This is a genomic window from Streptomyces sp. NBC_00654 (genome assembly GCF_026341775.1).
In the GTDB taxonomy this organism is placed as follows: domain Bacteria; phylum Actinomycetota; class Actinomycetes; order Streptomycetales; family Streptomycetaceae; genus Streptomyces.
In genome coordinates this window covers 736,459-758,426 of record NZ_JAPEOB010000001.1, presented here as the reverse complement: position 1 = coordinate 758,426, position 21,968 = coordinate 736,459, and the positions used below count along the sequence as shown (strand labels likewise).

Annotated in this window: 8 protein-coding genes; 7 read left to right on the top strand and 1 reads right to left on the bottom strand. The window is 73.4% G+C overall.

Features of this window, described 5'->3' with window-relative positions; genetic code table 11:
- Window positions 1-74: 74 nt before the first annotated feature.
- Genes OHA98_RS03265 through OHA98_RS03235 form a run of 7 tightly spaced genes read left to right on the top strand, consistent with a single transcriptional unit; the run spans window position 75 to window position 21,191 of the window.
- Window positions 75-5,111 carry a non-ribosomal peptide synthetase gene (locus OHA98_RS03265; protein ID WP_266922584.1) on the top strand — a complete coding sequence of 1,679 codons (5,037 nt, stop codon included), beginning with the start codon at window positions 75-77 and terminating at the stop codon, window positions 5,109-5,111.
- A complete protein-coding gene (locus OHA98_RS03260; protein ID WP_266922583.1) occupies window positions 5,108-16,072 on the top strand; it encodes a non-ribosomal peptide synthetase in 10,965 nt (3,654 codons plus the stop codon). The genes OHA98_RS03265 and OHA98_RS03260 overlap by 4 nt, the downstream gene beginning before the upstream one ends.
- On the top strand, window positions 16,069-17,142 hold the full coding sequence (locus OHA98_RS03255; RefSeq protein ID WP_266922582.1) for an ornithine carbamoyltransferase: 1,074 nt from the start codon (window positions 16,069-16,071) through the stop codon (window positions 17,140-17,142). Before OHA98_RS03260 ends, OHA98_RS03255 begins: the two co-directional genes overlap by 4 nt.
- Window positions 17,139-18,464: an MFS transporter gene (locus OHA98_RS03250; protein WP_266922581.1), complete on the top strand. Its 1,326-nt coding sequence runs from the start codon at window positions 17,139-17,141 to the stop codon at window positions 18,462-18,464. Before OHA98_RS03255 ends, OHA98_RS03250 begins: the two co-directional genes overlap by 4 nt.
- Window positions 18,461-19,402 (top strand): TauD/TfdA family dioxygenase, encoded by a 942-nt coding sequence (locus OHA98_RS03245; RefSeq protein WP_266922580.1) that lies wholly within the window; start codon window positions 18,461-18,463, stop codon window positions 19,400-19,402. The genes OHA98_RS03250 and OHA98_RS03245 overlap by 4 nt, the downstream gene beginning before the upstream one ends.
- 6 nt (window positions 19,403-19,408) lie before the next feature.
- On the top strand, window positions 19,409-20,206 hold the full coding sequence (locus OHA98_RS03240) for a 4'-phosphopantetheinyl transferase superfamily protein (RefSeq protein ID WP_266922579.1): 798 nt from the start codon (window positions 19,409-19,411) through the stop codon (window positions 20,204-20,206).
- Between the two features lie 16 nt (window positions 20,207-20,222).
- Entirely contained in the window at window positions 20,223-21,191 is a 969-nt protein-coding gene (locus tag OHA98_RS03235; RefSeq protein ID WP_266922578.1) for a TauD/TfdA family dioxygenase, read from the top strand.
- Between the two features lie 93 nt (window positions 21,192-21,284).
- Here the strand turns inward: OHA98_RS03235 and OHA98_RS03230 are convergent, their stop codons facing one another.
- A complete protein-coding gene (locus OHA98_RS03230) occupies window positions 21,285-21,953 on the bottom strand; it encodes a class I SAM-dependent methyltransferase (protein WP_266922577.1) in 669 nt (222 codons plus the stop codon).
- Window positions 21,954-21,968 lie beyond the last annotated feature (15 nt).

Genomic DNA, 21,968 nt, shown 5'->3' with positions numbered 1-21,968 from the left:
AGCCCCGAGCGGGCCCCTCACCACCACCGAGTTCTGAGTCGCATTTGGCGCCAGGTCATTCGAAGGAGCACCTGTTGAACGCCGCACAGTTGCCGGGGACTTCCCTGAGCGGAACTGTCTCGCCCACCCTGCCCGTGCTCGTCGCACAGCAGGCTGCCCGTACGCCCGACGCGGCCGCCGTCCTCGACGGGGCCCGCACGCTGACCTACCGGGAGCTGGATCTCGCCGCCGACCGCACGGCGCGCTTTCTGCGCTCGGCGGGCGCGGGCCCCGGTTCACTGGTCGGCGTGTGCCTGGGCCGGGGCATCGACCTGGTCGTCACCCTCCTGGGGGTGTGGCGGACAGGGGCCGGATATGTGCCCCTGGACCCCGGCCACCCCCAGGAGCGGCTGAAGTCCCTCCTCGTCCGCTGCGGCACCGCCCTGGTGGTCACCGAGCCGGAACTGACCGGCCCGCTCTCCGCCGGTGGCGGTCGCGCGCTCACCCCGCAGGACATCCGCGACGGGGCAAAGAGCCCCGCGACGGCCGCCACCGGCACGGACACCGATCCGCTCGGCGTGGCGTACACGATCTTCACCTCGGGGTCGACCGGGGAGCCCAAGGGTGTGCAGATCACCCACGCGGGCATCGCCAACCGGGTCACCTGGGCCGCCCGGACGCACCGGCTGTCCGCCGCCGACCGCGTCCTGTTCAAGACCTCCGTCGGTTTCGACGCGGCGGGCTGGGAGATCTTCGCCCCGCTGATCAGCGGCGGAAGTGTCGTGATCGCCCCGGACGGCACCGAGCGCGACGCCTCGGCGCTGCTGGCGGCGGTCGCCGACGGCGGCGTCACCGTCCTCCAGGTGGTGCCCTCCGTCCTGCGGCTCCTGGTCGAGGAGGACGGCTGGGCCGGCTGCTACGCGCTGCGCCTGCTCTTCTCGGCCGGTGAGCCGCTGCACGCCGAACTCGTCGAGCGGGTCCGCGGCCGGGCCGGCCGGCAGCTCGCCGTCTGGAACACCTACGGGCCCACCGAGTGCTCCATCGACATCACCGCCCACCGCGTGGACCCGGAGCAGACCTCCGGCCCGGTGCCGATCGGCCGCGCCCTGAGCAATACGCGGGTCCTGGTCATGGGCCCCGACGGCACCCCGGTCCCCAAGGGCGTCACCGGAGAGCTGTACGCGGACGGCGTCGGCCTCGCCCAGGGCTACCTGGGCCGCCCCGACCTCACCGCGGAGCGGTTCGTCCCCAACCCGTACGGCGCCCCCGGCTCGCGGCTCTACCGCACCGGGGACCTGGTCCGCTGGAACGCCGAGGGCTACCTGGAGTACCAGGGCCGCGCGGACGCCCAGCTCAAGGTCAACGGCGTACGCATCGAGCCCGGCGAGATCGAGGCCGCCCTCACCTCCCACCCGGACATCAGCGGCGCGGCCGTCGTGGCCTTCACCGCCGACGACGGCGGGAAGCGGCTCGGCGCGGCGCTCACCACCCGCACCCCGCTCGGCCCCTCCGCGCTGCGCGGGTTCCTGCGCGAGCGGCTGCCCGACAGCCATGTCCCCGCGCTCTTCCGCACCGTCGACGTCCTCCCGCTCACCCCCAACGGCAAGGTGGACCGCGCCGCGCTGGCCACCGCCATGGACGAGCAGGGCGCCGCGGCCGGGCAGGGCGGCTACATCGCCCCGCGCGACGCCGCCGAGGAGCGGGTCGCCGAGGTCTGGGCCGCGCTGCTGGGCCGGGAGAAGGTCGGCGCGCACGACGACTTCTTCGCGCTCGGCGGTACGTCGCTCCAGCTCACCCGGCTCGCGGCCAGGCTCCGCGCCTCCGGTGTCGCCATCTCGATGCGCGGCCTGTTCAGCGCCACCACCGTCGAGGCCCAGGCCAGGCTGATCGGTGCCCCGGCCGACACCGCGGGACCGATTCCGGCCGTGTCGCGCTCCGGACCCCTGCCGCTCTCCTCCGGGCAGCGCCGGCTGTGGTTCCTGGACCGGCTGAACCCCGGCAGCCGTGAATGGGTCGCCCCGCTGATCCTGCGGCTGCCCGCCGATACCTCGGTGGACACGCTCCAGTCCGCGCTGACCGCGCTCGGCGCCCGCCACGAGGCGCTGCGCACCCGCTACCTGGACGAGGGCGGCGAGCCCCGCCAGGTGATCGGCGCGGCCGGGCCTGTGGAGCTCCGGGTCGTCGACACCACCCGGGACGGACTCGCGGCACGCTTCGAGGAGCAGTTCGCACGCGGCTTCGACCTGGCCACGGGCCCGCTGTGGCGGGTCCTGCTGGCCCGGGTGCCGGGCGAGGAGCACGTCCTGCTCGTCACCATGCACCACATCGCCTGCGACGGCTGGTCCACCGTCGTCCTGGAGCGCGAGCTGCGCGAGCTGTGCGACGCCCGGCTCTCGGGCCGGGAGGCCGTACTGCCGGCGCCGGGCGTCCAGTACGCCGACTACGCGTCCTGGCAGAGCGCCCGGCAGACCGAGGAGTTCACCGCCGGGGAGCTGGCGCACTGGCGCACCGCGCTGGCGGGCATCGCCCCGCTGGAGCTGCCCACCGACCGGCCCCGGCCGGCCGAGCGCGACCCGCGCGGCGCGGTCGTCCCGGTCCGGGTGGAGCCGGAGCTGGCGGCCAGGGTGGAGGAGCTGGGCCGCAGGCACGGCGCCACCCCGTTCATGACGCTGCTCACGGCGTTCGCCTCGGTGCTGGCCCGGCAGAGCGGCCAGTGGGACGTGCCGGTCGGCACCCCGGTCGCGGGCCGGACCCGGTCCGAGCTGGCGAACACGGTCGGCTTCTTCCTCAACTCCCTCGTCGTGCGCTGCGAGCTGGCGGGCGACCTGTCCTTCGGCGAGGCGCTGGGCCGGGTCCGGGCCGCGTCCGTGGCCGCGTTCGCCCACCAGGAGCTGCCCTTCGACCGGCTGGTCGAGGAGATGCAGCCCGAGCGCGACATGTCCCGTACGCCGCTCTACCAGGTGGCGTTCGACATGCACAGCGAGGGCGTCACCAGCGTCGCCACCGACGCGGCGGACCTGCGGGCCTTCGCCGAGGCGTGGACGGTCGCCAAGACGGATCTCTCGGTCTTCATCGGGCGCTCGGCGGACGGCTCGCTGGAAGGGGTCTTCGAGTACGCCACCTCGCTCTTCGACGCGGCGACCGTCGTCCGTGTCAAGGAGCAGTTCATCCGCTTCCTCACCGAGGTCACGGCCGACCCGGCCGCCGAGCTCTCCACGGTGCCCCTGCTGTCCGCCCGGGAGCGCGAGCGGCTGCTCGCCGAAGGGACCGGCGAGCAGGCCGACTTCGGCTCCGCCACGGTGCTCCGGCGCTTCGAGGAGCAGGCCCGGCGCACCCCGGACGCGCCCGCGGTCGCCTTCGACGGCGGGACGGTGACGTACGGCCAACTGGACGTCCGTGCCAACCAGATGGCCCACCACCTGCGGGCCTCGGGAGCAGGTCCGGAGTCCGTCGTCGGGGTCCTGCTGGACCGGGGGCCGAACCTGCTCGCGGGCCTGCTCGGGGTGTGGAAGGCCGGTGCGGCCTATGTGCCGGCCGACCCCTCGTACCCGGCGGAACGGATCGCCGCCATGCTGGACTCGGCGGGCGCCGCACTCGCGGTCACCGAGGAGGCGTACGCGGACCGCTTCGGCGCCGTCACCACCGTGCTGGTGGACCGCGACCGGCCCGCCCTGGACGAGCGTCCCCGGACCGCGCCGGAGCGCCGGGACGACGCCGACGCGCTCGCGTACGTCATCTTCACCTCGGGTTCGACGGGCCGCCCCAAGGGGGTCGGCGTCACCCACCGGGGGCTCGCCAACCACGTCGGCTGGGCGGCCCGCGAGCTGGCCCCGCAGGGCGGGCGGGGGGCGCCGCTGTTCTCCTCGGTCGCCTTCGACCTGGTCGTCCCCAACCTGTGGGCACCGCTCGTCACCGGACAGCGCGTCCACACCGTTCCGCAGGACACCGACATCGCCGACCTGGGCGCGGTGCTCGCGGCGGCGGGACCGTACAGCTTCATCAAGCTGACCCCGGGACACCTCGACGTCCTGGCGGAGCAGTTGACGGCCGAGCAGGCGAGCACCCTGGCGCCCGTGCTGGTCGTGGCCGGTGAGGCGTTCACCCGGGCGACCCTGGACCGCTGGCGCGCACTGGCACCGGCGACCCTGCTCATCAACGAGTACGGGCCCACCGAGGCCTCCGTGGGCACCTGTGTCCACCCGGTCGCGCAGGACGAGACCGACGAGGTGCTGGCCATCGGCCACCCGCTGCCGAACATGACCATGTACGTCCTGGACGAGCACCTCGAACCGGCTCCGGTCGGGGTCCCCGGTGAGCTGTACGTCGGTGGCACGGGCGTGGCCCGCGGCTACGCCGGCCGCCCCGACCTCACCGCCGAACGCTTCGTCCCCGACCCCTTCGGACCGGCCGGTGCCCGGCTCTACCGCACCGGCGACCTCACCCGTACCCGGGCCGACGGCGCCGTGGAGTTCCTGGGACGGCTCGACGATCAGGTAAAGATCCGTGGCTACCGCATCGAACCCGGCGAGATCCAGACCGTCGTGGCCGAGCACCCCTCGGTCCGTGACGCGGTCGTGGTGGCGCGTGAAACGCCGGCTGGTGAACAGCAGCTCCTCGCGTACTACGTCCCGGCCGACAGCGCCGAGGACCCCGCGGTGACCGCGGCGGACCTGGCCGCGCACTGCGCGGCCCGGCTGCCCGACTACATGCTCCCGCAGGGCTACCTGCCGCTGGCCGAGATCCCCCTCAACGCCAACGGCAAGACGGACCGCAAGCGGCTCCCGTCGCCCGAGGGCGCCGGGGCCGGGGCCGGGGGCGCCGCCGGGCGCGTCGAGCCGCGCACCGCCACCGAACAGCGCATCGCGGACATCTGGGCCGAACTCCTCGGGGTGCGGGTCGGCGTGGAGGACAGCTTCTTCCACTCCGGCGGCAACTCGATCCTCGCCATCCGGCTGATCTCGCGCATCCAGGAGGAGTTCGACATCGACTTCAAGGTGCGCACGGTCTTCGAGGGCCCCACCGTGGCCCGGCTGGCCGCCGCCACCGAGAGCGCCATCCGTGCGGAGATCGCCGCACTTTCCCCAGCAGAGCTGACGAACGGCCAGGAACTGGCTAAGGAGTTCACCGCATGAGTACCGCCGCGATCACCCCCGCCGGTTTCGACGCGGACGGAGCGAGAGAGGAGCTGATACGTCAGCGGCTCGCCGGCCGCCGGAGCGGGCGCCGGAACACCATCCCCCGCGCCGACCGGTCCGCCCCGCTGCGCCTGTCCCACGGCCAGGAGCAGATGTGGTTCCTCAGCCGCCTCGACCCGGACAGCACCCAGTACCTCGTCCCGCTGATCGTCCGCCTCACCGGTGAGCTGAACACCGCCGCGCTGGCGGAGGCCTGGCAGCGGCTGACCGACCGGCACGAGATCCTGCGCACCCGGTACGGTCTGGACGGCGAGGACCCCGTCCAGCTGATCTCGCCCGACGAGCGGGTGACCCTGCCGCTGGACGACTTCTCCGCACTCCCGGCCGGGGAGCGCGAGGCCCGGGTCCAGTCGGTCATCACCGACGACCTGTTCGTCCCGATCGACCTCGCCCGGGACCTCCCGGTGCGCGCCCGCCTGATCCGCCTCGCGGACGACGAGTACGTGCTGGCCATCGTCTTCCACCACATCGCCTGCGACGCCTGGTCCACCGAGGTCATCGGCCGGGAACTGAGCACCCTGTACACCGCCCTGGCCGCCGGCACCGAGCCGGAACTGCCCCCCGTGGCCGTGCAGTACGCCGACTTCGCGGCCTGGCAGCGCACCGAGCTGTCCGGCGCCGCCCTCGAAGCGCAGCTCGACTACTGGAAGACCACCCTGGCCGGGCTCACCCCGATCGAGCTGCCCACCGACCGGCCGCGCCGGGCGGTCCGGGACGCGACGGGCGCCACGGTCGCCTTCGCGGTGCCGGACTCCCTCGCGGACCGGCTGCGGGAGTTCGCCCAGCGCCACGACGCCACCCCGTTCATGGTGGTGCTCACCGCCTTCCAGAGCCTGCTGGCCCGCTACACCGGCACCACCGACATCGCGGTCGGCACCGTGGTCTCCGGCCGCGGCCGGCCCGAGCTCCAGGGCATGGTCGGCTTCGGCATCAACAGCCTGGTGCTGCGCGGCAACTGGAGCGACGACCCGTCGTTCCGGGAGCTGCTGGCCCGGACCAGGGACACGGTCCTGGGCGCCTTCGACCACCAGAGCACCCCGTTCGCCCAGTTGATCGACGCGATCCAGCCGGAACGCGATCTGTCGCGCACCCCGCTGTTCGACGTCGCCCTGACCATGCACGGCGAGCGCACCAGCGCGTTCACCCTGCCGGGGCTGCGGGCCGAGCCGTTCCGGGGCGAGGGCAACGCCGCCAAGTACGACCTCGACCTCCAGCTGCGGGAGGCCGCGGACGGCACCCTGCACGGTCATCTGGAGTACGCCGTCGAGCTGTTCGACCGCGAGAGCGCCGAGCGGCTGACCGCGCACCTGGTGCGGCTGCTGGAGGCCGCCGTCACCTCGCCCGACACGGGCGTCGCCGAACTGGGTTTCCTCGGGGAGAGCGAACTCGCCCTGCTCACCGCGGGCGCGGCCGTCTCCGGTGAGGTCACCGGCACCGTGCACCAGGTCTTCGAGGCGCAGGCGCGCCGCACCCCGGACGCCGTCGCCGTCCATGTCGACGGCCTCGACATGACCTACGCCGAACTGAACGCGCGGGCCAACCGTGTCGCCCACCACCTGCGGGGAATCGGCGTCGGACCGGAGACGCTCGTGGGCGTCTGCCTGGAGCGCGGGCCCGATCTGCTGCCCGCGCTGCTCGGTGTGCTGAAGGCGGGCGGCGCCTATCTGCCGCTCGACCCCTCGGTGCCCGCCGACCGGATCGGCTTCATGCTGGAGGACGCCGCCGTCCCGGTCGTGGTGACCGGGAGCGCGCACCAGGAGATGCTGTCCGGCGTCCACACCGGCTCACTGCTGGTGCTCGACCGCGACCGCGAGGCGCTGGCCGGGCAGCCGGACACCGACCCGGCACCGGCCGGCGACGCCGACGGCCTGATCTACGTCATCTACACCTCCGGATCGACGGGGCGCCCCAAGGGCGTCTGCCTCACCCACGCCAATGTGCTGCGGCTGTTCACCGTGACGGCCGGGCGGACGCGCTTCCACGACACCGATGTGTGGACGCTGTTCCACTCGTACGCGTTCGACTTCTCCGTCTGGGAGATGTGGGGTGCGCTGCTGCACGGCGGCGCCGTGGTCGTCGTGCCGAAGGACGTGGCACGCGACCCCGACAAGTTCCTCGACCTGCTGGTCGACAAGCGTGTGACGGTGCTCAACCAGACGCCCTCCGCGTTCCGTTCGCTGGTCGGCGCCGCCCGTGAGGGCGACCCGCGCATCGACCGGCTCGCCCTGCGCACCGTGGTGTTCGGCGGCGAGAAGCTGGAGGTCGCCGACCTGCGGCCGTGGGCGGACCGGCTGGGCCTGGCCGCCCCGACGCTCGTCAACATGTACGGGATCACCGAGACGACCGTGCACGTCACCCACCACGAGCTGGGCGCGGCGGACCTCGCGGGCGCCGGCAGCCCCGTCGGCGTCCCGCTGGACGACCTGTCGATCCGGATCCTGGACCGGCACGGCAACCCGGCGCCGATCGGGGTCCCGGGCGAGATCCATGTCGCGGGACGCGGCATCGCCCGCGGCTACCTCGGCCGCCCCGGGCTGACGGCGGAGCGCTTCGTGCCCGACGAGTTCGGGGCGCCCGGCGACCGCCTGTACCGCAGCGGCGACGTGGCCCGCCGGCTCGCCGACGGCAGCCTGGAGTTCCTGGGCCGCAACGACGAGCAGGTCAAGATCCGCGGCTTCCGCATCGAACTGGGCGAGATCAACGCGGCGCTGGCCGCCCAGGACGGGGTCCTCGACGCCGTCGTCCTGGTCCGCGAGACCTCACCGGGCGACAAGCAGCTCGTCGCCTATGTCGTCCCGGCGGACCCGGCCGGCGCCGGACCCGCCACCGGACCCGACACCGGCGCCCTGCGCACCGCGCTCGCCCGTGACCTGCCCGACTACATGGTCCCGGCCGCCTTCGTCGTCCTGGAGCGCCTGCCGCTGACGGTCAACGGCAAGCTCGACACCAAGGCGCTGCCCGCGCCCGGCCCGGTGCGCGCGGCGGGCAAGGTCTACGCCGCCCCACGCACCGCGCTGGAGCACCGCGTCGCCGCCATCTGGCGGGACGTGCTCGGCGTGGACCCGATCGGCGTCCACGACAGCTTCTTCGACCTCGGCGGCCACTCGCTGCGCGCCATCAACCTCGCGGGGCACCTGCGCGAGGCGGGCCTCGACGTCTCCGTGCGGGACATCTTCGAGCACCGCACCGTGGCCCTGCTCGCCGAGCGGCTCGCGGACCGCCCCGAGGTGCGTACGGCCCGCGGTGTGCGGCCCTTCGCGCTGGTCACGGCCGAGGACCGGGAGCGGCTGCCCGAGGGCCTGGACGACGCGTACCCGATGTCCCAGGTGCAGATCGGCATGGTCGTCGAGATGCTGAGCGACACCGGCCGGCACCCGTACCACAACGTCACCTCGTTCCGGATCCGTGACGAGCGGCCCTTCGACGTCGCGGCGCTGCGGGCCTCGGTCCGCTCCGTGATCGACCGGCACGACGTCCTGCGCACCTCCTTCGACCTGAACTCCTACGCGGTGCCGATGCAGTTGGTGCACAGCGAGGTCGCGGTACCGGTGACCGAGCGCGATCTGCGCGGGCTCACCGACGACGAAGTGCGGTCCTCGCTGCGCGAGTTCACCCGCCGGGAGCGGGCCGAGCTGATCGGCCTGGACACCCCGCCGCTGCTGCGCCTGATCGGCCACTCCCGCGACGACGGGAGCTGGTGGCTGACGATCACCGAGAACCACGCGATCCTGGACGGCTGGAGCCACCACTCGCTGCTCATGGAGATCGTCGAGGGCTACCGCACGGCCCGCGACGGCCGCGCCATCGAGACCCCGGCTGCCCCCGACGTACGGTTCGCGGACTTCATCGCGGCCGAGGTCGCCTCCCGCGAGGCCGGGGACGACCGGGCGTACTGGAGCGGCATCGTCGAGGGCTACCCGGCCTTCGCGCTCCCCGACGCCTGGTCCGGCGACGGCGAGGCGGGCGCCCCGTACCGCGTCAAGGTGCCCTTCCACGACCTGGAGGACCGGCTGCGGGCGCTCGCCTCGGCGGCGGGCGCGTCACTGAAGAGCGTGCTGCACGCGGCACATCTGAAGGTGATGAGCTCGGTCACCGGGGACGAGCGGTTCTTCACCGGTCTGGTCTGCAACGCCCGGCCCGAGGCGCTCGGCGCCGACGGTGTCTACGGCATGCACCTGAACACGCTGCCGTTCGCGTTCGACGGCGCCACCGGCACCTGGCGCGAGCTGGTGGAGCGGGTCTTCGGCCGTGAGGTCGAACTGTGGCCGCACCGCGGCTTCCCGATGCCGGACATCCAGCGGGAGGCGGAGGACGGACAGCGGCTGGTCTCCGTGCGCTTCAGCTACCACGACTTCGACCAGGTCGACCGCGAACAGGTCGACTACCTGGCGAGCATCGACGACAGCCCGACCGAATTCCCGCTGGGCGTCTCCGCGCGCCTGGGCCATCTCTTCCTGACCGGCGGCCGCAAGCACCTGAGCGAGGTCGCGCTCCACCGCCTCGCGGGCACGCTGCGCCAGGTCCTGGAAGCGATGGCCGCCGACCCGGAGGGCGACGCCACGGCCTCGTACCTGCCGGCGGCGGAGCGCCAGCGGCTGCTCGCCGAAGGGACCGGCGAGCAGGCCGGCTTCGGCTCGGCCACGGTGCTCCGGCGCTTCGAGGAGCAGGCTCTGCGCACCCCGGACGCACCGGCCGTGGGCTTCGGCGAGGTGTCGCTGAGCTACGCGGAGCTGGACGCGCGGGCCAACCGTCTGGCCCACCGTCTGCGGGCCTCGGGCGCCGGTGCGGAGTCCGTCGTCGGGGTCCTGCTGGACCGGGGCCCGGAGCTGCTCGCGGGTCTGCTCGGGGTGTGGAAGGCCGGTGCGGCCTATGTGCCGGTCGACCCCTCGTACCCGGCGGAGCGCATCGCCGCCATGCTGGAGTCGGCGGGCGCGGTGCTCGCGGTCACCGAGGAGGCGTACGCGGACCGCTTCGGCGCCGTCACCACCGTGCTGGTGGACCGCGACCGGCCCGCCCTGGACGCGCTGCCGTCCACCGCCCCGGAGCGTCACGAGGACGCCGACGCGCTCGCGTACGTCATCTTCACCTCGGGTTCGACCGGGCGCCCCAAGGGGGTCGGCGTTCCCCACCGGGGGCTCGCCAACCATGTCGGCTGGGCCGTGCGCGATCTGGCCTCGCAGGGCACGACGGGCGCGCCGCTGTTCTCCTCGGTCGCCTTCGACCTGGTCGTCCCCAACCTGTGGGCGCCATTGGTCACCGGACAGCAGGTGCACACCGTTCCGCAGGACACCGACATCGCCGACCTCGGCGGGGTGCTCGCGGCGGCAGGACCGTACAGCTTCATCAAGCTGACCCCGGGACATCTGGACGTCCTGGCGGAGCAGTTGACGGCCGAGCAGGCGAGCGCCCTGGCGCCCGTGCTGGTCGTGGCCGGTGAGGCGTTCACCCGGGCGACCCTGGACCGCTGGCGCGCGCTGTCGCCCGGCACACGGCTCATCAACGAGTACGGGCCGACCGAGGCGTCCGTCGGCACCTGCGTCTACCCGGTGCCCGAGGACGAGCCGGCCGAGGTGCTGGCCATCGGCCACCCGCTGCCGAACATGACCATGTACGTCCTGGACGCGGGGCTCTCCCCGGTGTCGGTCGGTGTGCCGGGTGAGCTGTACGTCGGTGGCACGGGCGTGGCCCGCGGCTACGCCGGCCGCCCCGGCCTCACCGCCGAACGCTTCGTCCCCGACCCCTTCGGCCCCCCGGGCGCACGCCTCTACCGCACCGGCGACCTGGCCCGGACCCGGGCCGACGGCGCCGTGGAGTTCCTGGGACGGCTGGACGACCAGGTGAAGATCCGCGGCTACCGCATCGAACCCGGCGAGATCCAGACCGTCGTGGCCGAGCACCCCGCGGTCCGTGACGCCGTCGTCGTACCGCTGGCGTCGGACACGGGCGAGCTGCGCCTGGTCGCCTACTACGTGCCGGTGGACGGTACGGAGGTGACCCCGGCGGAGCTGTCGGCGCACTGCGCGACCCGGCTGCCCGACTACATGCTCCCGCAGGCCTACCTGCCGCTGGCCGAGATCCCCCTCAACGCCAACGGCAAGACCGACAAGCGCGCGCTGCCCGCCCCCGGGGCGGACGAGCTCGACGGCGGCTCCACCTATGTCGCCCCGCGCACCCTCACCGAGGCCCAGGTCGCCGCCATCTGGTGCACGGTCCTCGAACGGGACCGGGTCGGCGTCGAGGACGGCTTCTTCGACCTCGGCGGCCACTCGATCCGCGCGGTCGCGCTGGTCGGCGCGCTGCGGGCGGCCGGCTTCGACGTCGGCGTACGGGAGGTCTTCGAGTACCGCACGGTGGCGCAGCTCAGCGAGTTCCTCACCGGGCGCCCGGCGCCCGCCGAGGCGGCCCCGCCCGTGGAGCCCTTCGCGCTGCTGGCCGACGAGGACCGGGCCAGGCTGCCCGAGGGCGTCGTCGACGCGTACCCGATGTCCCAGGTGCAGCTCGGCATGCTCGTCGAGATGCTGGCCGACCAGGAGAAGCGCGCCTATCTCAATGTCGCCTCCTTCCGCATCACGGACGGCACGCCGTTCGACGGGGCCGCGCTGCGCCGGGCCCTGGACGTGGTGACCGGGCGGCACGAGATGCTGCGCACCTCCTTCCACCTCGACTCCTTCACCACCCCGCTCCAGCTGGTCGCCGCGCACACCGTGGTCCCGCTGGCCGTCGAGGACCTGCGCGGCGCGAAGGACCGCGAGCGGCGGGTGGCGGACATCATGGCCGAGGAGCGCTCCATCCCCTTCGACCTGGCCACGGCCCCGCTGCTGCGGATGACCGCCCAGGTGGAGGACGAGGGCTCCTGGCGCCTCGTGGTCACCGTCTGCCACGCCATCACCGAGGGGTGGAGCCACCGGGCCCTGCTCATGGAGCTGCTCGACGTCTACCGCGAGCTGCGCGACGGGCTGATCCCGGCCGCGTTCACCGCTCCCCCGGTGCGGTACGCCGACTTCATCGCGGCGGAGCTCGCCTCGCTGGAGTCCGCGGCGGACCGGGACTACTGGAAGCAGGTCATCGGCCGCTGCGCGCCGTTCGCGCTGCCGTCCGTGTGGGAGGGCGACGCCTCGGCGCCGCGCGAGAAGTACCGGGCCGCCGTGCCCGTGCACGACCTGGAGCCGCGGCTGCGGGCCCTGGCCACCTCGGCCCAGGTCTCGTTCAAGAGCGTGCTGCTGGCCGCGCATCTGAAGGTGATGAGCATGGTCACCGAGGAGGACGCCTTCTTCAGCGGCCTGGTGTGCAGCGCGCGCCCCGAGTCGCCGGGCGCCGAGCGCGTCTACGGCATGTACCTCAACACCCTGCCCTTCGCCTTCGACCGGGCGAGCGGAAGCTGGAGCGACCTGGTGCGCCGGGTCTTCGCCCGGGAGGCGGAGGTCTGGGACCACCGCAGGTTCCCGATGCCGGTGATCCAGCGCGACGCCGACCTCGGCCGGCTGCTCCATGTGCGCTTCAGCTACCAGGACTTCGACCACGTCGACACCTCGCTCGTCGACGCGGAGGCGAGCAGCGGCGAGGGCGGCACCGAGTTCGCGCTCGCGGTCTCGGCGGTCTCCGGCCATCTGCTGCTGACCACGCACACCCACGCCCTGGGCCGTGAGCACGCCGACCGGCTCACGGGGCTGTACCGGCAGGTCCTGGAGGCGATGGCCGCCGATCCGCGCGGCAGCGCCGAGCAGACGTTCCTCCCGGCGGGCGAGCGGGAGTGGCTGGCCGGACAGAACGCCACCGGGCGGGAGTTCGGCGAGCTGACCGTGCTCCGGCGCTTCGAGGAGCAGGCGGCCCGGACCCCGGACGCCGTCGCCGTGCGCCACCGGGGCGCGGAGACCGGTTACGCGGAGCTGGACGCCCGCGCGAACCGCATCGCGCACCGGCTGCGCGCGGCGGGGATCGGCGCGGAGAGCACCGTCGGGGTGCTGCTGGACCGGAGCCCCGGACTGATCGCCACGCTGCTGGGCGTGTGGAAGGCGGGCGGCGCCTATGTGCCGATCGACCCGTCGTACCCGGCCGAGCGCATCGCGAGCATGTGCGAGAGCGCGGGAGCGGTCGCCGCGGTGACGGAGCCCCCGTACGCGGACGGCTTCCCCGCCGGTGTTCCGGTGCTGCTGCTCGACGAGCTGGAGCGGACGGACACCGACGTCCCGGCGGGCGCGCCGCCCGGCCGGAGCGAGGACCCGGACCGGCTGGCGTACGTCATCTTCACCTCCGGTTCCACGGGCCGGCCCAAGGGTGTCCAGATCCCGCACCGCGGGCTGGCCAACCATGTGGCCTGGGCGGCCGAGGACCTGGCCTCCCGGGGCACGGGCGGTGCGCCGCTGTTCTCCTCGGTCGCCTTCGACCTGGTCGTCCCCAACCTGTGGGGGCCGCTGGTGACCGGGCAGGCCGTGCATGTGGTGGCGCAGGACACGGCTCCGGCCGAGCTGTCCGCGGCGCTGCTCGGCTCGGGCCCGTACAGCTTCATCAAGCTGACCCCCGGCCATCTGGACATCCTGACCGAGCAGCTCACCACCGAGCAGGTGGACCGGCTCAGCCAGGTGTACGTGGTGGCGGGCGAGGCCCTGCCCGGCGAGACGGCCAACCGTTCGCTGGAGGTGCTCGGCGCGGGCCGGATGATCAATGAGTACGGGCCGACGGAGGCGTCGGTCGGCTCCACGGTCCTCCCGGTGACGAGCCGTGTCGCCCTCGACGTGGTGCCGATCGGCCGCCCGCTGCCGAACATGACGGTGCACGTGCTGGACGCGTCGATGCGGCCGGTGCCGGTGGGTGTGCTGGGCGAGCTGTATGTCGGCGGTACGGGGGTGGCGCGCGGTTACGCGGGCCGCCCGGACCTGACGGCGGAGCGCTTCGTGCCCGACCCCTTCGGGCCCGCCGGGGCGCGGCTGTACCGCACGGGCGACCGGGCGCGGCTGCTGGCCGACGGGAACGTGGAGTTCCTGGGCCGGCTGGACGACCAGGTCAAGATCCGCGGTTACCGGCTCGAGCTGGGCGAGGTGCAGGCGGTCGTCGCCGCGCACCCGGCCGTGCGCGACGCGGTGGTCACGGTGCACGAGCCCACCCCGGGCGACAAGCGCCTGGTGGCGTACTGCGTGCCGGTCGCGGGCCAGGAGCTGCCGAGCGCCTCGGCGCTGGCCGACGACTGCGCGCGGCACCTGCCGGAGTACATGGTCCCCGCCGCCTTCGTGGCGCTGGAGAGCATCCCGCTCAACGCCAACGGCAAGGTGGACCGGCGGGCGCTGGCCGCGCCGGACCGCTCCTCGATGCGCTCCGAGGACGCCTATGTGGCGCCGCGGACCGCGACGGAACGGCTGCTCGCCAAGATCTGGTCCGAGGTGCTGGGCGTCGACCAGATCGGGGTGCACGACAAGTTCTTCGAGCTGGGCGGGCACTCGATCCTGATGATCCAGGTGCTGGCCGCCGCCCGCCGCGAGGGGCTGGCCGTCTCGGTCTGGCGCATGTACCAGCACGGGACACTGATCGACCTCGCCGCGGCGATCGACGAGGACACGGAGGCGGCCCGCCGCGCGGCGGAGCCGGAGCCGGAGCCCGTCGTGGCGGAGGCGGCCCCCGCCGAGGTGGTGATGTCGGCGGAGCTGCTCGCGACGCTGCTGGAGCAGGCCTCGGGCGGCGACCGGAGCCGGCTGGCCGAGGGCCCGCTCGCCCAGGTCGCGGCACTGCTGGACAGGGCCGGGACCACGGGGCCGGACACGAAGGCCGCCCCGGCCGCCTTCCCGCTGGACGAGCTGCGCGCGCTGATGGCCGAGCACCGGGTGCCCGGCGTGAGCGTCGCCGTACTCGGCGCCGACGGCTCCACCGAGCTGCACGGGGCCGGGGTGCTGTCCAGCGGCGGCACCGAACCGGTCACCCCGGGGACGCTGTTCCAGGTCGGTTCGATCAGCAAGCACGTCACGGCACTGGCCGCCCTGCGGCTGGTGGCCGAGGGCCGCATCGCGCTGGACGACCCGGTCGAGAGCCACCTGACCTCATGGCGGCTCCCGGACCTCGCCACCGCGCCCGGCGCGGTGACCATCCGTCATCTGCTGGGCCACACGGCGGGGCTGGCCAGACACCGCAGCGTCGGGTTCCCGCCCGGCGAGGAGGTCCCCACGCTGCTGGACCTGCTGTCGGGCACCGGCCCGGTCACCACCCCGCAGGTCGCGCGGCAGCTCGTCCCCGGCTCCACGTTCCGCAAGAGCAGCACCCACTACTGGGTCCTCCAGCAGCTGCTGGAGGACGTCACGGGCGAGTCGTTCCAGCGGCTGATGGACCGGCTGGTGTTCCGCCCGCTGGAGATGACGGGCAGCAGCTTCGACCAGGCGTTCCCGCTCACCGCCGGCCGGCCGGTGGCGCTCGGGCACCACGCCGGGGGCGTCGCGCTCGACGGCGGCTGGCGCAACCGCGCCCACCTCGCCGCCGCCGGGCTGTGGACGACCGCCGAGGACATCGCCGCGGTGACCCGCCAGATGCGTGCCTCGCTGCTCGGCCTGCCGGGCGCGCTGCTGCCCGCGGAGGTCGCCGGTGAGCTGCTCACCGGACACCCGGGGAGCTTCTACGGCCTCGGCACCATCGTCGACGACACCGGTGACGACGCCGAGTTCGGGCACGGCGGCGAACCCGCCGGCTACTGGAACCTCTCGCTCAGCCACCTCGGCAGCGGCGTCGGCCTGGTCGCCCTGACCAACTCCGACAGCGGCAAGGGCGTCGTCAAGCATCTGACCGCCACCCTCAGCCGGCGCGAACAGCGCTTCGGCCGGGGCACGTTGATGGCCGACTGGGCGGCGGCCGGCACCGGCGGCCAGGCACCCGGGAATCACCCGCTGCTGAGCCCGGTGATCACCGAGGAGGACCGCGCATGACCCGGCAGGCACACCCGACCCCGCGCCGGCAGACCGATCCGGAGGACACCGTGCAGGAACCGTCCGTACGCCACCTGATATCCATCAACGACCTCACCGACGAGGACCTGAACACCATCGTCGCCGACGGCTGCGCGTTCGCCTCCGAGGGCGTCCGCGGCGAACGGCCGCTGACCGACGAGGTGGTGGGCGTCTACTTCAGCAAGACGTCCACCCGGACCCGTACGGCATTCTCCAGCGGAGCGCTGCGGCTGGGCGCCTCGCTGCTCACCTACGGGCCCGGCGACCTCCAGCTCAACACCGGGGAGACCAGCGAGGACACCGGGGCCGTGCTGTCCCGGATGCTCGATGTGCTGGTCGCCCGGACCGCGGGCGACCCGGCGGAGATGCGGGCCTGGGCCCGGCAGGACCGGATGTCCGTCATCAACGCGATGAGCGCCGACGAACACCCCACGCAGGCGCTCACCGACCTCACCACGCTGCGGATGACGTTCGGCGCTCTCACCGGGCTGCGCGTCCTGTACGTCGGCGAGGGCAACAACTCCGCCTCCGCCCTGGCCCTCGCGCTCACCCGCTTCGAGGGCACCGAGCTGGAGCTGCGCACCCCGCCCGGCTACGGGCTCGACCCGGCGATGCTCGCGCGTGCCGAACGGAACGCGGCGGCCTCGGGCGCGGGCGTCCGGGAGCGCCACGACACGGCGGACCTGCCCGGGGGCTTCGACGCCATCTACACCACGCGCTGGCAGACCACGGGAACGGCGAAGGCCGATCCGGACTGGCGCAAGGTCTTCGCCCCCTTCCAGGTGACCGAGGACCTGTGGGAGACCAGCCCCAAGGCGGTCTTCCTGCACGACCTGCCCGCGCACCGGGGCGACGAGGTCACCGGAGCGGTGCTCGACGGGCCCCGGAGCATCGCCTTCGAGCAGGCCGAGAACAAGATGCACAGCGCGATGGCGGTACTGAAGTGGTGCCGGGCGGGAGCCTCCGCGGCCGGTACGGGCACCTCCGCGGCCTCCGCGGCCGGTACGGGCACCTCCGCGGCCTCCACGGGCGCCGCGCGGCGCGGATGAGCATCACCGGCGAGGCGGCACCGCCGGTGGCGGACGCGGCGGGACCCACCCCGGTCCCGCTGCGCCGCAACCGCGACTTCCTGCTGCTGTGGGGCGGCGCGGGGCTCACGCTCCTCGGTTCCCGCGCCTCCTCCGTGGCCTACCCGCTGCTGCTGCTCTGGTCCACCGGATCGGCGTCGGCCGCGGCCGTGGCGGGGTTCGCCGCGCAACTGCCGCAGCTGCTGATCCAGTTGCCGGCCGGCGCGCTGGTGGACCGCTGGGACCGCAGGCGGATGATGGTCCTGTGCAGCGCGGGCTGCGCGCTGAGCGCGGCGAGCGTCGTCGCGGCGGTGGCCTTCGGGCGGGTGTGGCTGCCGCATCTGGCGGCCGCCGCGTTCGTCGAGGGCACCCTGATGGTCTGCTACCGGCTGGCCGAACGGGCCGGCGTACGCCATGTGGTGCCGGCCTCGCAGCTGACGGCGGCACTCGCCGGGAACGAGGCGCGGGGGCGGGCCGCCGGACTCGTCGGGCAGCCCGCCGGAAGCGTGGCGTTCGCGGCGGTGCGGTGGTCGCCGTTCCTGCTCGCGGGGGTGGCGCACCTGCTCTCGCTGGCCGCCGTCCTGCTGATCAGGAAGCCGTTCCAGCAGAAGGCGGAGCCCGCCCGGCGGCGCAGGCTCGGCCCGGAGATCGCCGAAGGGGTGCGGTGGCTGTGGCAGCGCCGCTTCCTGCGGCGGATCACGCTGCTGATCTCCGGCAGCAATGTGATCTTCCAGGCGCTCGCGCTGCTGCCCGCCTTCGTCCTGTACCAGGACGGTCTCTCGGCCGGGACGGTCGGTGTGATCGCCGCCATCAGCGGGGTCGGCGGGGCCTGCGGGGCGCTCGCCGGGGGCCGGGCCTCGCGCCGGCTCGGGCTGCCCGTGCTGGTCTGCGCGGCTCTGGCCGCCTGGGCCGTCCTGGTCCCGGCCCTGGCCCTGACCAGGTCCCCCGTTCTGCTCGGCGCGCTGTTCGCCGGGATGAGCTTCGTCGGCGGCGTGGTCAATGTCGCCGGGGGGATCTACCAGGTCGAGATCACGCCCGACGCGCTCCAGGGGCGGGTCAACAGCGTGCTCCAGCTGTTCGGTTCGGGGGCCAACTCGCTGGGCGTCCTGGCCGGCGGGCTGCTCCTGGACGCCATGGGCGCGGCGGTCACGGCCGCGGTCCTCGGGGCGGTGATGGCCGTACTGGCGCTCACCGCCGCCCTGTCCAGGCTCTCCCGGCTCCACCGGCTCACCCATGAATCACCCGACGCACCATCCGAAGCACGACCCGACGCACCATCCGATGCACAAGGAGAAACCGCATGAACGCGTCCAACAGCTGGGTTCCACTCGTCATCACTCCCGAGAACTCCGGGGTGGAGGCGTCCAGCGCGGGTCTGTTCGAGGTGGTCAGTGACACCTCGGCCATCTCCGACCAGCTCGTCAAGGAGAAGGCCCTGATCTTCCGCGGCTTCGGGGTCACCGAGGACACGCTCGAAAAGATCATGAACGAGCTGCTGCCCAACCGGCTGGCCTATGTGCACGGCAACTCGCCCCGTACGAAGGTCGGCAAGAACGTCTACACCTCCACGGAGTACCCGCAGGAGTTCACCATCTCGATGCACAACGAGATGTCGTACGCCCACCAGTGGCCGGCCCGGCTGCTGTTCTTCTGCCAGAAGGCCGCCGAGACGGGCGGGGCGACCCCGGTCACCGACTCCGCGCTGTGGCTGGAGTCCCTGGACCCCGAGGTCCGCGAGGCGTTCAGGGGCGGGGTCTGCTACCAGCAGAACCTCCACGACGGCTTCGGGCTCGGCAAGAGCTGGCAGGACACCTTCGAGACGAAGGACCGGGCCGAGGTCGAGACGTTCCTCGGCAACACCGGCGCCACCTGGGAGTGGAAGGCCGACGGCTCGCTGCGCATCAGCCAGGTGCGCCCCTCCACCGCGATCCACCCGGTGACCGGCGCGGAGGTCTGGTTCAACCAGTCCGACCAGTGGCACCCGGCGGGCCTCGGTGACGACACCGCGGCGGCGCTGGCGGCGATCCTCCCGGCCGACGAACTGCCCCAGTCGGTGACGTTCGCCGACGGTTCACCGATCCCGGACGAGTACGTCATCCAGGTCCGCGACCGGGGCCTGGAGGCTGCCCGGAACTGCGACTGGCGCACCGGGGACCTGATGCTCATCGACAACATGCTCGTGTCGCACGGCCGCCGCCCGTTCACGGGTACGCGCCGCGTGCTCGTCGCGATGTCCGACTGAGCCCGGGTGAACACCACTGAGCGCGAGTACCGCGCACTGTGGGACAGCGGCGGCACGCACGTCTGGCAGGGCACCACTCACGGTGCCCCGCCGGCCGCCGATCTGCGGCTGCTCTCGGCCGCCGAGCGCGCGGTGATGCGCCGCAGACCGCCCGCCGAGGGGCTGCGGTACGCGGGCGCGCACATCGCCGTACGCCGGGTCCTGGCCCGGTACCTGGAGGTGCCGCCGGCCGGGATCCGGTTCGGTACGAAGCCCTGTCCCTGGTGCGCGGACCCCGATCACGGCAGACCGGTCGTGATCGGGCCGCCCACCGCCCTCGACTTCAACCTCTCCCACGCGGGGCCGCACTGGGCCCTCGCGGTGACCACCTCGGGACAGGTCGGCGTCGATGTGGAGGACGGCAGGTCGGGAAGCCCGGCCGGCGCCGCCTCCCTGGTCATGTCCCCATCCGAACTGGCCCATCTGGACAGCCTGCCGGACGACGGCGCACGCCAGGCCGCCTTCCTGCGGTGCTGGACCCGCAAGGAGGCGGTAGTGAAGGCAATCGGTACCGGTATCACCGCGGACCTCAAGGCCCTGGAGGTCCGGCCCGAGCACCCCGGCCCCCTCGTCGTGCACGGCGGCGAGTCGTCGGGCGGCGACGACTGGCTGGTCCAGGACCTGCCCGGCGAACGGGGTCTGTTCGTGGCGCTCGCCCGGCCGGCCGGCTCCACCGGACCGGTCCTCCTGCGCGATCCGCACGCCCCGGACGCCGGGGCCCGGCACCCCGGCTCCCAATCCGTCCTCGAACCCTTCCGCTCCTGAAGGAGCTCTGCGCATCATGACGACATCGGCTTTCACCCTGCCCACCGGCACCGACCTGCCCGGATACCTGCCACGCGTCTTCCTGGCCCCGGGCCCGGACACCGAGGTGAGCGCGTTCATCGCCCGCAACCGGCCCGAGCTGCGTGCCGCCCTCACCGAACGGGGGGCCGTGCTGCTGCGCGGCTTCCGGGTCGAGGGGGTGGACGGCTTCAACGGTTCGGTGCACGCGCTGTCCGGGATGCCGCCCCTGACGTACGCGGAGCGCTCCTCCCCGCGCAGCACCATCAAGGGGCAGGTGTACACCTCGACCGACTATCCGGCGGACGAGGAGATCTTCCTGCACAACGAGAACTCCTACCAGGCCGTCTGGCCGCACACGCTGTACTTCTTCTGCATCGAGCCGGCGATCACCCTGGGCGCCACCCCGCTCGCGGACATCCGCACGGTGTACGCGGCCATCGACCCGGACGTACGGGAGGAGTTCACCCGGCGCCGCTGGCGGGTGGTGCGCAACTTCCACCAGGACTTCGGGGTCCCGTGGCAGCAGGCGTTCAACACCGACGACCGGGACGCGGTCGCCGCGTACTGCCGCGACAAGGGCATCGGCGTGGAGTTCACCGAGGGCGGGATGCGGACCACCGCGATCCGCGACGCGGTGCACCGCCACCCGGTGACGGGCGAGCCGGTGTGGTTCAACCACATCACGTTCTTCCACGTCAGCACGCTGGGCGCGGATGTGCGCGAGGGCCTGGAGGAGATATTCGCGCCCGAGGACCTGCCGACCAACTCGTACTACGGGGACGGGGCGCCGATCCCGGACGACGTGGTGGCGCATCTGCGTCAGTGCTACCGGGAGGCCAGTACCCGGTTCGACTGGGAGCGCCACGACATCCTGGTCGTCGACAACATGCTCGCCGCGCACGCCCGGGAGCCGTTCACCGGCCCGCGCAGGATCGCGGTGGCGATGGCGGAGCCGTCCGCCTGACGCACCCCCGGCACCACCGAGTCCGCCGCCGCACCTGTGAGGTGCGGCGGCGGACTCGGTTCCGGGGCCCGGCGCCGGCGCGGGCCGCGGGGTTCAGCCGTTGCCCGGCCCGCCCGTCGCCGCGCAGGCGCAGTCCGCGCGGCGGTGCCCGGACAGCCGGCGCATCGGACCCAGGTCGCGCGGACGCCTGCTGTGGTAGACGAAGGCCGGCGGCAGATTGCCCCACACGGTGCGGCCCGCCACGACCTCCTCGAAGTTCACGCCGAGCATGCGGCGGAACCGCCTGGCCGGCGCGAGCCGCATCGCGTGGACGTAGCCGAACGTGGTGAACGCCCCGTCCACCGGGAGCACCTCCCGCACCGCGCACAGTGTCTCGTGCTGCGTCCGTTCCGGCAGGGAGGCCCAGGGCAGACCGCTGATGACGACGTCCGCCGACCCGTGCCCGCACGCGGCGAGCAGCCGGGGCAGTTCGGCGGCCTCGGCGGTGAGCACCTCGACCCGCGGGAAGCGTCTGCGCAGGGAGCCGGCCAGCCGGGGGTTGATCTCCACGGCCACATGGTGACCGCGGCCACCCAGCAGCTCCTGGATCATTCCGGTGAACGCGCCCGTTCCCGGGCCGAGTTCGACGACCACGGGGTCACCGGCCTCGGGTACGGGCGCCGTCACCGCCGCAGCGAGCCTGCGCGAGCTCGGCGCCACCGCGCCGACCTGCATGGGGGACCGCAGGAACTCATGGAGCATCACCCCGGTGTCGCTCGTCAACGTGCTCTGCCTCTC